The 13,444-nt window shown below is 72.4% G+C and carries 15 protein-coding genes; 2 read left to right on the forward strand and 13 right to left on the reverse strand.

The features are described 5' to 3' along the window. Positions 1-159: 159 nt before the first annotated feature. From ACFU7Y_RS25940 to ACFU7Y_RS26000, 13 genes are all read right to left on the reverse strand, one after another. Entirely contained in the window at positions 160-318 is a 159-nt protein-coding gene (locus tag ACFU7Y_RS25940) for a DUF6760 family protein (RefSeq protein WP_181970396.1), read from the reverse strand. Continuing rightward, positions 315-800: a hypothetical protein gene (locus ACFU7Y_RS25945; protein ID WP_380769809.1), complete on the reverse strand. Its 486-nt coding sequence runs from the start codon at positions 798-800 to the stop codon at positions 315-317. The genes ACFU7Y_RS25940 and ACFU7Y_RS25945 overlap by 4 nt, the downstream gene beginning before the upstream one ends. Beyond that, positions 797-1,237 (reverse strand): phage tail protein, encoded by a 441-nt coding sequence (locus ACFU7Y_RS25950; RefSeq protein WP_218203532.1) that lies wholly within the window; start codon positions 1,235-1,237, stop codon positions 797-799. Before ACFU7Y_RS25950 ends, ACFU7Y_RS25945 begins: the two co-directional genes overlap by 4 nt. Before the next feature lie 57 nt (positions 1,238-1,294). Continuing rightward, complete coding sequence (locus tag ACFU7Y_RS25955; RefSeq protein WP_380769810.1) at positions 1,295-2,827, reverse strand: phage tail sheath family protein; 1,533 nt, start codon at positions 2,825-2,827, stop codon at positions 1,295-1,297. Between the two features lie 175 nt (positions 2,828-3,002). Beyond that, entirely contained in the window at positions 3,003-5,084 is a 2,082-nt protein-coding gene (locus tag ACFU7Y_RS25960; RefSeq protein WP_380769811.1) for an ATP-binding protein, read from the reverse strand. Continuing rightward, complete coding sequence (locus tag ACFU7Y_RS25965) at positions 5,081-5,791, reverse strand: DUF4255 domain-containing protein (RefSeq protein WP_380769812.1); 711 nt, start codon at positions 5,789-5,791, stop codon at positions 5,081-5,083. Before ACFU7Y_RS25965 ends, ACFU7Y_RS25960 begins: the two co-directional genes overlap by 4 nt. After that, entirely contained in the window at positions 5,788-9,048 is a 3,261-nt protein-coding gene (locus ACFU7Y_RS25970) for a hypothetical protein (RefSeq protein ID WP_380769813.1), read from the reverse strand. Before ACFU7Y_RS25970 ends, ACFU7Y_RS25965 begins: the two co-directional genes overlap by 4 nt. 176 nt (positions 9,049-9,224) lie before the next feature. Next, entirely contained in the window at positions 9,225-9,857 is a 633-nt protein-coding gene (locus ACFU7Y_RS25975) for an AAA family ATPase (RefSeq protein ID WP_224282727.1), read from the reverse strand. An 82-nt stretch (positions 9,858-9,939) separates the two neighbouring features. Then, positions 9,940-10,281 (reverse strand): hypothetical protein, encoded by a 342-nt coding sequence (locus ACFU7Y_RS25980; protein WP_224282728.1) that lies wholly within the window; start codon positions 10,279-10,281, stop codon positions 9,940-9,942. 219 nt (positions 10,282-10,500) lie between these two features. Then, the gene (locus ACFU7Y_RS25985; protein WP_224282729.1) at positions 10,501-11,028 is read right to left on the reverse strand and encodes a GNAT family N-acetyltransferase; all 528 of its coding nucleotides are present in this window, start codon (positions 11,026-11,028) and stop codon (positions 10,501-10,503) included. A gap of 245 nt (positions 11,029-11,273) precedes the next feature. Continuing rightward, positions 11,274-11,438 (reverse strand): hypothetical protein, encoded by a 165-nt coding sequence (locus ACFU7Y_RS25990; protein WP_224282730.1) that lies wholly within the window; start codon positions 11,436-11,438, stop codon positions 11,274-11,276. Next, positions 11,426-11,686, reverse strand: a complete 261-nt coding sequence (locus ACFU7Y_RS25995; RefSeq protein WP_224282731.1) for a hypothetical protein — start codon at positions 11,684-11,686, stop codon at positions 11,426-11,428. The genes ACFU7Y_RS25990 and ACFU7Y_RS25995 overlap by 13 nt, the downstream gene beginning before the upstream one ends. Beyond that, complete coding sequence (locus ACFU7Y_RS26000; RefSeq protein ID WP_224282732.1) at positions 11,683-12,144, reverse strand: ATP-binding protein; 462 nt, start codon at positions 12,142-12,144, stop codon at positions 11,683-11,685. The genes ACFU7Y_RS25995 and ACFU7Y_RS26000 overlap by 4 nt, the downstream gene beginning before the upstream one ends. Before the next feature lie 199 nt (positions 12,145-12,343). Between ACFU7Y_RS26000 and ACFU7Y_RS26005 the strand changes: the two genes are divergently transcribed. Together ACFU7Y_RS26005 and ACFU7Y_RS26010 are read left to right on the forward strand one after the other, a co-directional pair. Continuing rightward, entirely contained in the window at positions 12,344-13,192 is an 849-nt protein-coding gene (locus ACFU7Y_RS26005) for a helix-turn-helix transcriptional regulator (RefSeq protein ID WP_380769815.1), read from the forward strand. Further along, on the forward strand, positions 13,189-13,410 hold the full coding sequence (locus ACFU7Y_RS26010) for a DUF397 domain-containing protein (protein WP_224282734.1): 222 nt from the start codon (positions 13,189-13,191) through the stop codon (positions 13,408-13,410). Before ACFU7Y_RS26005 ends, ACFU7Y_RS26010 begins: the two co-directional genes overlap by 4 nt. Positions 13,411-13,444 lie beyond the last annotated feature (34 nt).

The raw sequence follows: 13,444 nt of genomic DNA on the forward strand, positions 1-13,444 counted from the left end.
ACCCCCCGCCCCCCGCCGCCGGGCGCCGCCGGGCGGGCTCGCCCGGGCCGGCGCCCCCGCCGGCATCACCGGAAGCACCGCCGGAACCACCGGCGCCACCGGTGCCCCCGGGCTCGCCGCCCCTCCGGCGGCCGATCCAGTCCCGAAGCCCCACCCCGCTCACCCGCCTTCGCTGATGCGGGTGTTGAGCCGAGCGATCTCCCTGACCCACTGCCCGCGTTCGCGGTGGGTCAGGTCGAGGATGTCCTCCCGCTGCCAATGGAAGTGGTAGGCGATGTACGCGATCTCCTCGTACAGCCGAGCAGGCGCGTACGTCACGATTCCCCCAGGCGCCCACCGGCGAGGTCGACCTCGAAGGCGCCGTCGCAGTGCGGGCAGGTCACCGCGGCGCGCGTGTGGCCTTCGCTGTTGATCCGCTGGTAGAGGTCCTGGAGGAAGGCCACGTCGGTGGCGTACATCCGCTCGACGACCCCGGCGTGCACGTCGGTGATGTCGCCCAGCCTGGTGATCACGTGGCTGAGCAGCACCACGCCGAGGTAGGCCGGGTTCTCCTTGACCCGCAGGTCGATCTGCGGCATCAGCTCGTCCCGGGCGGTGGCGAGGCGCATGGCGCCGTGCCGGTGCACGGTGCCCTCGTCGTCGACGTAGCCGAGCGGCAGCTCGAACTCGAACTCGGTGTGCGGCGCCCGCCCCCGGGGCTGCGCCGCTGCCGCTGCCGCCGGGGCCTGCTGCTGCGGCGCGGTGTTCTGCAGGGCCGGAGCCCGTTCCAGCAGCTCCTCCAGGCCGATCTTCCGCCTCACTCGACCGAGATCTCCTCGAACACGATGGTCACGGTCTCGGTCGCGGCGCTGGACTCGCCGGCGCTGAGGGTGGGGCCCTCCCAGCGGCTCGCCCAGGCGTTGATCAGCTGGATGCGCCGCAGGGTGGCACCGGTGGTGTCCTTGACCTCGATGGTGAGGTTCTGCCGCGCGGTGTTGATCGCCCCGTTGTTCAGGGTCTCCTTGATCCAGTCCGTGAACGCGCCGCTCTTGTCCAGGCCGCGGGTGATGGTCACCTCGCCGGGCAGCCGGGCGCCGGGCTGCTTGCGGACGATCAGTTTGCCCTCTTGGGTCACCTGCTTGTACTCGACGACGTCCTGTTCGACCGTCAGGTTGCTGATCTCCTTGACGGACTCGACGTTGTAGCCGCCGAGTTGGACGCCGAAGATATGTGTGGAGAGCGGATCGCCTTCAGCCATGGGTTTGTGTCACCTTCCGATGCGAGGGGTGCCGAGGGGTGGTGCCGACCGGGCCGGTCACTCGTTGACGAGGCTCGTGCTGTCGGAGAACTGGGACAGCCGGAACACCACGAACTCCGCGGGCTTCACCGGGGCGACGCCGATCTCGCAGACCACCTGGCCGAGGTCTATGGACTCCGGCGGGTTGTTGTCGCGGTCGCACTTGACGTAGAAGGCCTCGGCCGCGGTCTGGCCGAACAGCGCCCCGCGCCGCCACTCCTCGGTGAGGAACGCGGTGATGTTCCGGCGGATGCTGGACCACAGCCGGTCGTCGTTGGGTTCGAAGACCACCCACTGGGTCCCCAGGAGGATGGACTCCTCCAGGTAGTTGAAGAGCCGGCGCACGTTCAGGTAGCGCCACGCGGGGTCGGAGGACAGGGTGCGCGCGCCCCAGATCCGGATGCCGCGCCCGGGGAAGGCCCGTACGCAGTTGACGCCGATCGGGTTCAGCAGGTCCTGCTCGCCCTTGCTGAGGCGTATCTCCAGGTCCACCGCGCCGCGGATGACCTCGTTGGCGGGCGCCTTGTGCACGCCGCGCTCGGCGTCGCTGCGCGCCCACACCCCGGCGACGTGCCCGCTCGGCGGGACCAGCACGTTGCGGCCGCTCGCCGGGTCGAACACCTTGATCCACGGGTAGTAGAGCGCGGCGTAGCGGGAGTCGAAGCCCGCCTCGTCGTTTCGCCAGGTGCGCATCCGCTGGGCGTTGAGACCGGGCGGCGGATCCAGGACGGCGATCCGGTCGCCCATCTGCTCGCAGTGCGACATCACCGCCAGCTGGACGGTGCGCAGGCCCTCGTCGTCGAGGTCACCGCGCTGGTAGGCGCTCATCAGGTCGGGCACCGCGACCATGGTGATCTCGTCGATCGCCTCCAGGCCGCCGAAGCCGGTCCTGGCGGCGGCGTCGCCGACGTACTCGGCGGGGTCGAGCCGACCGGCCGGGGCCGCGGCCGGCGCGGGCGCGGCCGCCAGGGCGTGGGTGCGGCGCTCGGGGCGGCTCGGCGCGGTGCCGGGCTGTTCGGCGACGGCGACCAGCTTCGACTCCCGCAGCTGGGTGACGACGTAGCCCTTGGTGCTCTTGCGGGTCGAGACGTCGTAGGTCTCCACGACCTCGGCGCCCCGGCGCACCAGCAGCCGGAACCGGTCGTCGGGGACGTTCTCCCCCTCCGGGTCGGCGACCTCGACGGACACGTCGGCGCCCGCGCCCGGCAGGGCGGAGAAGAGGAAGCCCGCGATCTCGACGGGCGGGGCCGCGGCGACGGCGGGGGCGGCGCCGGGCGCCTGCCGGGCCGGGTCGCCGACCCGCACGACGTAGGCGGAGCCGCCGCCGTTGGCGAAGAAGCCGTACACCGCGTGCGCCAGGTAGGTGCCCTCGGTGAAGCCGCCGAACCGCTGGACGTACTGGTCCCAGTTGGTCACCAGCGTGGGCTCGTGGAACGGGCCGGTCTCGGCGAAGCCGACGAACGCGGCGACGGCCGTGCCGACGCCCTCGATCGGCCGGGCACCGGACTGGACCTCCTCCACGTACACGCCCGGGGTGAGGTACGACGGCATACGCGCTCCTTCGGCTGGCCAATCATTTCGCCGGTCATTCGCCCCCGAGTCTGCTGCCCGGGCGCCACCCGGAAACATGTCCACAGGTCCCGTACCGGGGGCAGGAACCGCTGCCCCCGCGGACACCGCCGGTGGTCCCCACAGGCGCCCGGCAGCCTCCGTAGCCCGGGGGCGTTCAGCCGTGCCCGGTGTCCCCGAGGACGCCCAGCCACGGCCCGAACTCGCTCGCCAGCACCAGCCGGCCGAGCTTGCGGTACTCGCCGACCACCGCGGAGACCAGCTGCGCCATGCCCAGCGGGGTGCCCGTCCCGGCGGCCCGGTAGGCCGCGGAGACCGCGCAGGCCCGGATGGAGCCGCCGGTGAGCTCGAAGTGCCGGGCGCAGAAGTCCAGGTCGAGGTCGTCGCCGCGGGGCACCAACGGCCCCAGGCAGCGGTCCCACAGCAGGCGCCGCTGTACCTCGTCCGGCAGCGGGAACTCCGCGATGACGTCCAGCCGCCGGGTGAACGCCTCGTCGAGGTTGGCCCGCAGGTTGGACGTCAGCACCGCGATCCCGTCGAAGGACTCCATCCGCTGGAGCAGGTACGCCGTCTCCACGTTGGCGTGCCGGTCGCGGGCGTCCTTGACCTCCGAGCGCTTCCCGAACAGCGCGTCCGCCTCGTCGAACAGCAGGACGCCGTTCACCTGCGCGGCCTCGGTGAAGATGCGTTCCAGGTTCTTCTCGGTCTCTCCGATGTACTTGTCCACCACGGTGGCGAGGTCCACCACGTACAGCTCCATGCCGAGCTCGGCAGCGACCACCTCGGCCGACATCGTCTTGCCGGTGCCGGACTCCCCGGCGAACAGGGCGATCACCCCGTTCCCCCGGCCGCCGCCCGGACGCATCCGCCAGCGTCCGAGCACCTGGTCGCGGTGCCGGGCCCGCAGCACGAGTTCGCGCAGCCGGCCCGCGGTGGGGGCGGGCAGCACCAGGTCGGCCCAGCCGACGGCGGGCTCGATCCGGCGGGCGAGCCGGGCCAGGCCCGCGGCGTTCTGCGCCCGCACCGCCGTCCGCAGGTCCTCGGCCCGCACCGGGCGCCGCTCGGCGGCCGCCGTCCGGGCCGCCACCGAGGCGGCCCGTGCCAGCTGTTCCTGGTCCAGCCGGTAGGCGGCCACCGCCTCGGCCAGCTCCTCGCTCAACTCCCCGCTCGACTCCCCGTCCAGCGCGCGGGCCCACTGCTCGGCCCGCTCGGGCGGGTCCGGCGGCGGGACGGTGACCACCAGCGGGCTCTGCGCCGCCCAGGCCGGATCCCAGACCTGTGGGCCGTGCACGACCAGCGGGACACCGGCGAGTTCCACACACAGCTCGCGCAACAGCGCGGCCCGCTCGGGCCGTTCGGGTTCGAGCCGGTCCAGCGGTCCGAGCACCACACCGCCGTCGCCCAGCCGCGCCTCACGGGCGAGCACCCGTACGATGCCCTCCGGCCGGCGGGCGGCGAGCGCGGCGGCGTCGACCACCAGGGTCGGCGGGCCGTCGGCCGCGAGGGCGGCCACCGCGAGCGGGCCGGCGTGGCCGCCCCGGTCCAGCAGGTACACCGGTCCGCCGTCCGCGGCCAGCGCGCGCAGCCGCTCGACGGGCTTCCGGGCACAGGGCCCTGACCCGGCGCGGCGGGCCAGCCCGGCGAGCGCGCCGTCCGGCTCGTCGTCGCCGAGCAGATGGGCTGTCACCCGGTCCGGGACGCGCAGGGTGCGGGAGAGCAGCGGGCGGTCCGGCTCGGTGATCTCCAGCAGGCCGCCGGCGATCAGCGGGGCCCGGGTGGAGAAGCGGAAGCGGCCGGCGCCGGCCCCGGGCAGTCCGCACAGTTCGAGGGCCAGGCCGATGGTCGCCCGGCGGCGGGTCAGGTCGTCGTTGAGGTAGCCGTAGAGCTGCTCGAAGCGGGAGTCGAGATCGGGGGCGAGCGCCACCAGCAGCAGGTCGAGATCCACCGGGAGCAGCCCGAAGGCGGCACTGAGCCGCCCGAGCCGGGAGCCGGGCGGCGGCGCGGGCCCGTCGGCGGAGCCCCCGGTGACCAGGCCCGCCGTGGTGGAGGCCGCGAGGATGCGCTCCACCGCCTCGGGGCCGAGGTACTGGCCGCGGTACGGGTCGTCCGGGTCCGGGTCGTGGGCCCGGCGCTCGCGCACCGCGGTACGGACCCGCTCTTCGATCCGGTGCAGCCGCTCCCAGAGGTGGTCGGGCTTCGGCGGTGCACCGTTCACCGCCTGGTCGAGGTCGAGGCTCATTGCGCCCTGCCCCGGGGCCGGCGGCCGGGCGGCAGCCCGCGCTCCCGGAGCGCGGCGAAGCCGTCCGGCCCGGGGGCCGCGGCGCCCTGGTAGCGCAGTCGGCGGCCCGGGCCGTCGGCGGGCTCCGGGCCTGCCGGGGTGGTGTCGCCGGCGTGCAGCACCAGCCCCTCGGTGACCGGCGGTCCCGCCGGGCTGCGCTCTCCGGGCAGCGGGGCGAGCACCCGCAGGTCGACCGAGGGCCGCAGTTCCCCACCGAGCGAGGACCAGACGTCGGAGACCGACGGCAGGCCGGTGTCGCGCCCCGCGATGTCCAGCCCGACGGTCAGTCCGAGTTCGGCGAGCGTGCCGGTGAGCAGCCGGGCAGGCAGCGTGTCGGTGGTGGTCAGGCACTGCAACACCTCGGCCAGCAGCCGGTGTTCGTCCTGCGGCCGGTTGGTCCAGGCGGTGACCAGGTAGGCCAGCTCGAACCAGCGGGGCGCGGGGCGGTGGCCGGTCACCAGGCCGTCCGCGTCGTACTCCGCGACGGTGCCGGCCTGTCGGCGGCCGGTGTCCTCGCGGAACCCGTAGAGGAAGACGCTGACCGTGGGCACGTTGCGCCGGGCCGCGAAGTCCCGGGTGGGCGCGTCGAAGACCACCTCGATCCCGCGCTCGGGCAGGCCCGTCTCGGCGAGCAGCTGCCGCAGCGCCTCGTCGACCTCGTGGATCACCGCCGCTCCACCTCCCCCGGCGGGCCGATACTGCCCTCCACCACGAGGAAGGGGCAGGTCACCGGGGAGAACCCGGGGCCTTCGGCGGTGATGGTGCGCGGGCCCGTCTCGTCCTTGGGGAGGATGAGCAGCTGGCCGGCGAACGTCCCGTCGGCCTTCGGACGGGTGGGCGCCGCCGCGGCGGTGATGCCGGGCTGCCAGGTGAACCGGACCGGCGCGCCGGGCGGGAAGTCCACGCCGCGCACCGAGGTCACGAAGCCGGGCTTGCCGATCGGCGGCACCGCGACGATGCGGGGCTGGAGGATGCGCAGCGGGGTGCTCGCCCGGTGCGGTCCCGGGGTGGCGTCGGTGCCGGTGGTGGTCAGCTCCGCGGTGATGGTGGTGTCCAGCGCCGCCACGGGTGAGAGCACCACCCGGACCACCGCGCTGCGGCCCGGGGCCAGGTCGCTCACCGTGCAGCTGCCGCTCCGGCAGCCGGGGGGCAGGGCTTCGGTGGGCACCCCTGCGGGCAGGCCGAGCGTCAGCCGCAGGCCGGTGGCAAGGGCCTGGCCGCTGTTGCGCACCGTGTAGCTGACGGTCACGTGGCCGCCGACGTAACCGGGGTTCGGCTGGGCGTCGACCGCGATGCCTGGGCCGGCCTGGGGCGGCGGGGCGGGGGCCGGGGGCGGCGGCGGGGCGGGGGTGGGCGTGACCGTCGGGGTGGGTGTGGGTGTGGGTGTGGGTGTCGGGGTCGGCGTGGCGGTCGGCGACGGGGTGGCGGTCGGCGAGGGGGTCGGCGGATCCAGCACCGGCAGGAGGGTCCGGGCGGAGTCGTCGTCGGGGTACGGATCGACCACCGCCCCGGTGACGCTCCAGCCGACCTCCTGGGTGCCGGGCCGGGTGCCGATCAGGGTGGCCTTGACCCGGACCACCGCGCGCGGTGCCAGGGTGCCGAGTTCGCAGCGCAGCGCCGCGGCGTCGCACGATCCGGTCGGGGTGGTCAGCTTGTCGAGCCGGGCGCCGGTCGGCACCGAGACGGTCAGGGCGGTGCCGGGCGAGGGCGCGGGGCCCTTGTTGGTCACGGTGATCGTCACCTCGGTGCTGCCGTCGACGGGGACGGCCGGGGTCCGCTCGGGCACGCTGAGCGCCAGGTCGACGGACTGCTGGACGGCCGGCTCCTTCTGGCGGCCCGGCAGCCGCCAGTCGAGCTCGGTGAGCGTGGCGGTCGCGAAGTCGTAGATCTTGAGCCCCTCCGGTGAGCTCGGCGGCGCGGCACGGCGGGAGGTCAGCACCAGCTGCGCGCTGTTCGCCGTCCAGGCGACGTCGCGGGGCTGGAAGGGCCCGGTGGTGGGGCGTTCGGGCAGCGGCCGGGTGCAGGCGCCCTGGCCGAGCCCGGTGGGCACGACCACGGTGCAGTCCTCGCCGCTCGGCGTGGTGATCACCACCCCGTCCTGCTGGTTGTTCCCGCCGTCACCGGCCTTGCGGTTGAAGGCGATGCGGCGGCCGTCGGGGGCGAACGCGGGGCTGTCGTCGATGACGTTGCAGCTGCCCGGGCAGGCCGTGCGGCTCAGGTCGGTCTGCCGGGTGAGGTCGTCCGCGGAGACGGTCCAGACGTGCAGGTTGCCAGCGTTGCCGTTGACCACGGCGGTGCGGGAGAAGGCGATCAGCTTGCCGTCGGGGGACCAGAACGGCTGGCCGTCGGAGGCGCCCTGCTGACCGGCCGGCGGCTGGACGGTGCCGACGATCCGCCCGGTGGACACCTCGGCGATCAGGACGCGCCCTGGCCGGGCCGGCTCCCGGCCGGTGGCCGGGGCGCTGCGGCTGAACACGATCAGCCGGCCGTCCGGTGAGAGGGACGGGTCGGTGTCCCGGTCGTTCGGACCGCGCCCGGCAAGGTTCATCGGGTTCGGGTTCGCCCCGTCGGCGTCGGCGAGCCAGATCCGCTGGATCCGGCCGGCCGGCCCGTCCTCGTAGCGGGTCACCACGATCTGGCGGCCGTCGGGCGTGTAGGTCTGGCGCTCGAACCAGGGGTCGAAGCCGGGGCGGGGGTGGAAGAGCGGGTCGGCGCCGGGGTCGGTACTGGTGTTGGTGTCGGCGGCCGGGTCCTCCCGGAGCACGCTGATGCCGAGGTCCCGCGGGTCGCCCCCGTCGGAGCGGACGTCCTCGACGTTGGCGACGTTGGCGCCGGCGGCGCTGGTCTGCTCGACGACCGGGCCACCGTCGTTCTGGGTGCCAAGCCAGGTCGGCGTGGCGATCAACCGGTTGTCGCGGTAGAGCAGTCGGGGCGCCTCGCAGTTGCAGGTCAGCGCCCGATAGAGGTTCACCACCGGTGGCTGGGCCGGGTCGGGCTGCGGGGTCGGGTTGTTGGGGTCCAGCAGGTCGGCGCTGAGGAAGAGCACGCCGCTGCCGTCGGCCAGCCAGGCGGCGGAGCCGGTCTTCCAGGTGGAGCCGGTGCCGGGGAAGAACGCCTTGTCACCGCCGGTGGGCGAGGTGAGCATCAGGGTCCGGCCCTGGGCGCCCTGGTCCCAGGTGTAGACGATCTCGTTGCGGTGGGCGTCGTCGTTCACCGGGTTCCAGGTCGGGTCGATCGCGTCCCCGTTGGTCACGTTGGTGACCTTGACCGGAGCACCGCCTTCGAACGGCCGCAGGTAGACCTGGCGGTGCTCCGGTTCACCGGTACAGGAGTACGCGATCCACTTGCCGTCGGGCGAGACCGTCGGATGGGTCTCGTCGGCCGCGCCGTCGGTGATCCGGCGCAGCCCGCTGCCGTCCCGGTTGACCGCCCACAGCACCTTCTGCGGACTGCCGCCTCCGGCGCGGGGCTCCAGGGACTCGAAGACGACGCCCTTGCCGTCGGGGGCCAGCGCAGGGTGGGCGGTGTCCATTCCGGTGGTGAGCCGGTGCACCGCGCCGGCCGCGTCGCGCAGGTACACCTGGGGCAGCGGGCCGTCGCGCAGGCTGGTGAAGACCAGTTCGTCGCCGCGGGCCGAGGGGTCGCGGTCGAAGTGGATCGGGCCGGGCCCGAACAGCGGGGTGCTCGACTCCGCGCCGGTCACCTTGCCGAGGCCTCGGTGGTTGGTGCCGGCGAAGACGATCCGCCCGGCCGCCGGGTCGACCGCGGCCACCGGGGCCGCGGCGGCACCCTGCCCGCCGGGGGCGGCGACGGTGCCCAGGGTCACCAGGGCCGTCGCGAGCGCGAGCAGCACCGCGACGGCGGCCCGGGCCGGCCGCCGGATGGTGCGGGGAGTGCCGGTGGCGCCGATCACGCTCGACCTCACAGGTTGCAGGGGCGGTCTCCCCCGCAGTCTCCCCGGCCCGGCCGGGCGACGGGAGAGCCCGGGCACCCTCGGCGGGGGAAACAACCGGTGTCCCCGAAGGGCAGGCCGCCCGCACCTCGCGTAAGAAGGAGAAGTCGGCCGGTCCGACTTCCGGTGCGCGCCTCCGCCGCCGGGGCTCAGTCGAACCGGATGTGCCTGAGCCCTGTCCAGGCTCGGCGGACGCGTCCCCGCAGTGCGCTGTCGGTGTTCGGAGCGAGAGTCAGTCCCGAAGAGTCGGCGATGTGGTCGGCGACCTGCGGGATCGTGAGCCGATCGGTCCACACGTGCTGGGCGAACTCCTCCTCGCGCAAACGCTCCAGACACAGGTCGAGCTTCGACACGGCGAAGCTCTCCCGACGCAGCGGGGCGTCCTTCCCGGCCACGAACTGCACGACATGCCCGAACCCACGTTCGCGCAGCCGCTGCAGCACGGTCCCGCGCTCGGCCAGCAACGTGAAGTGCCGGACGTCATGGCCTCGCTCTCGCAGCCGGCCGACGGTCTCGCGGAAGTACGCCGGCTCCACGACCGTCATCGGCGCGATCACCACACCGTCGTGACCGGTGAGAACACGGTCCAGAACTTCGAAGACACCTTGTCGCCAGGCCGGGAGATCCTGGAAGTCCCCGCGCAGCGACGGCGGCATCATCCGGTGCAGGCCGAAGCCCACGTGCTCGGGGTCGCAGATGACGCTCCCGGTCAGGCGCCACTGGATCTCGTGCGCGGTCTGAGTCTTGCCGGCGCCGAACGGGCCGTTGATCCACAGGAGCATGCAGCGACCCTACTGCGCCCGACAGGGCACGGGCCCGGTCCGCCCGGGCCGGCGTACACGTGGATGGTGCTCGACCACGCGGTCAGTAGCCGTAGTCGGGCCTCAGTTCGCCGGAGGCCTCGGCGCACAGGACGAGGGTCTGGTGCGGGTGCGTGGCGGGGGCGGAGGTGACGAGGCTGTGGGCCCGGAACGCGTGCAGGAACTCCCGCACGGCCGTGGCCTGTTCCTCGGCCCATTCCTGCCAGCGCCCGTGGGCGAGCGAGACGCCGATCTCGTCCCGGTACCCGAACGACTCGGATCGGCTGTCCACGACGGCGCACGCGAGCGGGGGCAGGATGCGGCGGAGCACCGCGCCGCGGTCGCTCCAGCCGGGGATCTGCCAGGTCCGTCGAAGGAGGCCGGGATCGAGCTCGACGCCCGGCACCTTGAGGAGGGCGAGTTCTTCGGCGCTGCCCCAGTGACACTCGCAGTCGTACTCGTCGGCTGCCCGGTCGCCCCGCGGAAGACGGGATCAAGGCGCTCCAGGGCCGCGTCGAGGCAGCAAGGCCATGGGTCCGGAAACGCCTTGTGGCCGCCGGCAGAGCCGGCCCCAGGCAAGTCGACTCCCTCGCCCGATTCCGCCGACGGATCTCCGGCGCGGACACTAGTTGCCGAGGAGCCGCTCCCACAGCAGCCCGTCCCGCCAGCGCCCGTCGAGAAAGATCGCGGAGTGCGCGACGCCGTACGGGCTGAACCCGTTGCGACGCAGCACCCGCTGCGACGGCAGATTCTCCAGATTGGTGGACGCCTCGGCTCGGTGCAACCCGAGTTCGTCGGTCATCACTTGGAGTACGAGCCCGACGGCGCGCCCGGCGTGGCCTTGATTCTGGGCGACACTGGCGATCCAGTACCCGACGGAGCCGCGGCGCAGGTGCGGCTGAGGCAGGATGCCTCCGACGGTGACCTGCCCGATCACCTGGTCGTCGGCAAGTACCACGCCCGGCCAGACCGTGCCGGCCCGGTATCCGGCCAGCAGCCTGTCGATCCGCTCCGCCTGTCCCTCCGTGGTGAAGAAGTCGTCCGGCTGGGCCGGTTCCCATGGCCGAAAGGCCTCGACGTCCCGCCGCCGATGCGCTGCGATCGGGGCCGCGTCAATGGGCTCGACCAGGCGGATCCGGGTGCTGCTGCGCATGGGCCGACCTCGTCTCGGTGCGTCGGATGAGACGGCCAGCCTATGCAACGGTCCTCGTGCGGTTGGTCGGTCGGGCAGGTTACGTCGCGGTCAATGGGACAGCCGGGCTGCATGCCTGGCTGTCCCACCGTTATTGGCAGGTCTGCGTGGGGTGTGTGTTGCATGGGAAGTCGGCCGGGTCGACTTCCTGCGCATGCCTCCGCCGCCCGGTGGGCCCGGCCGGGCGGCGTGGGCGGGGTGGGGCTTCAGCCCACGGGTTGGCGGTCGCGGTCGCGGTCTCGCCCGGGGGCGGTGGTCGCGATGGGATCCGGGCGGTGGGGCATCCGCAGGACGGCGACCGCGCCGAGGCCGACGACGGCGATGGCGACGAGCAGGAGGAGAGGAAGGGCGAGGTCGATCAGAAGTCGCACGGAGCCTCGGCCTTCTCGTAGTGACGGAGGACCGCGAGGAGGTTGAGGACAGTACTGGCCGGGGCGCAGCCGAAGCGGACCAGGACGCGGCCGTCGACCACCTGGTCCGTGGCCAGGGAGGGCCGGATGAGGCCGAACGTGCGGCCGCGTTCACGGAGTTCGTCGAGCAGGGAGGCGACCTCCGGCTCGGTGTAGGTGCGCATGACCGGGTCGGCCGGCCCGGTCGGGCGGCGGTGGTCGGCGGTCACGCGGCGGCGTCCAGTTCGAACCAGCAGGACTTCCCGGACTTCCGCGGCTCCGCCCCGAAGCGATGGGTGAGCGAGCGAACCAGGTGCAGGCCCCGGCCGGAGACGGCATAGGGGTCGGAGCTGTCGCGCTCGGCCGGGAGAAGGGGACTGCCGTCGCTGACGGAAACCCGCAGGACGCGGTCGAGCAGCGCGATGACGACGAGCGGCGCCGCACTGCCGCCGTGGCGCCAGGCATTGACGAACAGTTCGAGGAGCGCGACCTCGGCATCGGCGACCAGGTCGGGCGTCCACCCGGCGCGCGCCATGGCCTCGCGCAACTCCTCGCGCGCGGCCGACCAGTCAGGGGGGATTTCATGGGGGAACACGATGAAACCTCCGTGGGACTCCAGGGATGACCATCGATCGATCAAAACCGCGATCGAAGCGATGGAATGACGAACGGAAAAACGCAGCCGCATCGCAGAGTTGGTTACGCAGAGCATTCAGCCAGATACACACAGCATGACGCCAGGGCCATCACATGTGCAAGCTGACCAAACTAATCTGCAAAATCTCATATCGAACCCGAATTCGGTGCCACCCTCCGTCAGTCGTCGGTAGCGCCTACGCAACCAGCAAGGGCAGACTGGTCCACCGATAGGTCAGGAGGGGCACCGCATGGCGGTATCAACCGTTCGCCGTCGTCGGCTGGGCGAGGAGCTGCGACGGCTCCGGGAGCAAGCGATGATCGCCGCAGACACGGCAGCCGACGCCACCGGCATGAGCCTGGCCAAGCTGAACCGAATCGAGAACGCCCGCACGGCGGCCAAGATCGAGGACGTCAACAAGCTCCTCGACCACTACGGTTGCGACGACGAAGAGTTCCGCGCCAGCTTGATCGCCATTACGAAGGACGGCAGCAAGCGCGGCTGGTGGCTGAGCTACCGCGACGTGATCAATGTGTCCGCAACCGACCTGATCATGCTTGAGACCGAGGCATCGACCTTCAAGACCTACGAACCCGCCTTCATTCCAGGGCTCTTCCAAACTGCCGAATACGCTCGGCTGGTCATCGACCGACTCCGGACCACGAAGACCGGCACGGTTGACGACCTCGTACAGGTCCGCATGGCACGACAGTCCATCCTCACCCGCCCGAACCCCGTTGAGCTCTGGGCGGTCATCCATGAAGCCACGCTCCGAGCCATCGCGAATCGCCCCGACATCATGGGCCCGCAACTCGACAAGCTGCTCACTTTGAGCCGGCTGGCGAACGTCAGCATCCAGGTGATGCCAACAGGTGCGGCGATCCACCCGGGCATGAGCGGCTCGTTCGCCCTGCTCGGATTCCCTCAGCGGAAGGACCTCGACGTCGTCTTCGTCGAAGGCATGCTCGCCGGATTCTGGATCGAGGACCCGGCCGACGTCGAGCTCTACCGGGCGAAGTTCCAGGAGATCACGGCTGAAGCCCTTTCTGTCGACTCCTCGATCGAGTTCATCACCGCACAGAGAGAACTGATCAAGTGACCCACTACCCCGACGCCGAGGCGACTGGCTTCACCTTTCGGAAATCGAGCTACAGCGGCGGCAACGAGAACTGTCTCGAATACGCGATCCTCCCCGAGGCCGTCGCAGTCCGAGACAGCAAAGACCCTTCCGGCCCGGCCCTGGCCTTCGGTCGGGCGGCCCACGCAGCCTTCATCGCCGCCGTCGCTACCGGGGAGTTCGACTTCGGGCTCCTCTGAACACATCCAGCCTCAGCGGTGCCTCGCCCACACC

Source organism: Kitasatospora sp. NPDC057542 (genome assembly GCF_042801945.1).
In the GTDB taxonomy this organism is placed as follows: domain Bacteria; phylum Actinomycetota; class Actinomycetes; order Streptomycetales; family Streptomycetaceae; genus Kitasatospora.

Excerpts from the sequence above, each read along its gene's own strand:
- ACFU7Y_RS25950 (WP_218203532.1), bottom strand. The coding sequence starts at position 1,237 with ATGGCTGAAGGCGATCCGCTCTCCACACATATCTTCGGCGTCCAACTC.
- ACFU7Y_RS25955 (WP_380769810.1), bottom strand. The coding sequence starts at position 2,827 with ATGCCGTCGTACCTCACCCCGGGCGTGTACGTGGAGGAGGTCCAGTCC.
- ACFU7Y_RS25960 (WP_380769811.1), bottom strand. The coding sequence starts at position 5,084 with ATGAGCCTCGACCTCGACCAGGCGGTGAACGGTGCACCGCCGAAGCCC.
- ACFU7Y_RS25975 (WP_224282727.1), bottom strand. The coding sequence starts at position 9,857 with ATGCTCCTGTGGATCAACGGCCCGTTCGGCGCCGGCAAGACTCAGACC.
- ACFU7Y_RS25985 (WP_224282729.1), bottom strand. The coding sequence starts at position 11,028 with ATGCGCAGCAGCACCCGGATCCGCCTGGTCGAGCCCATTGACGCGGCC.
- ACFU7Y_RS26000 (WP_224282732.1), bottom strand. The coding sequence starts at position 12,144 with ATGCGGCTGCGTTTTTCCGTTCGTCATTCCATCGCTTCGATCGCGGTT.
- ACFU7Y_RS26005 (WP_380769815.1), top strand. The coding sequence starts at position 12,344 with ATGGCGGTATCAACCGTTCGCCGTCGTCGGCTGGGCGAGGAGCTGCGA.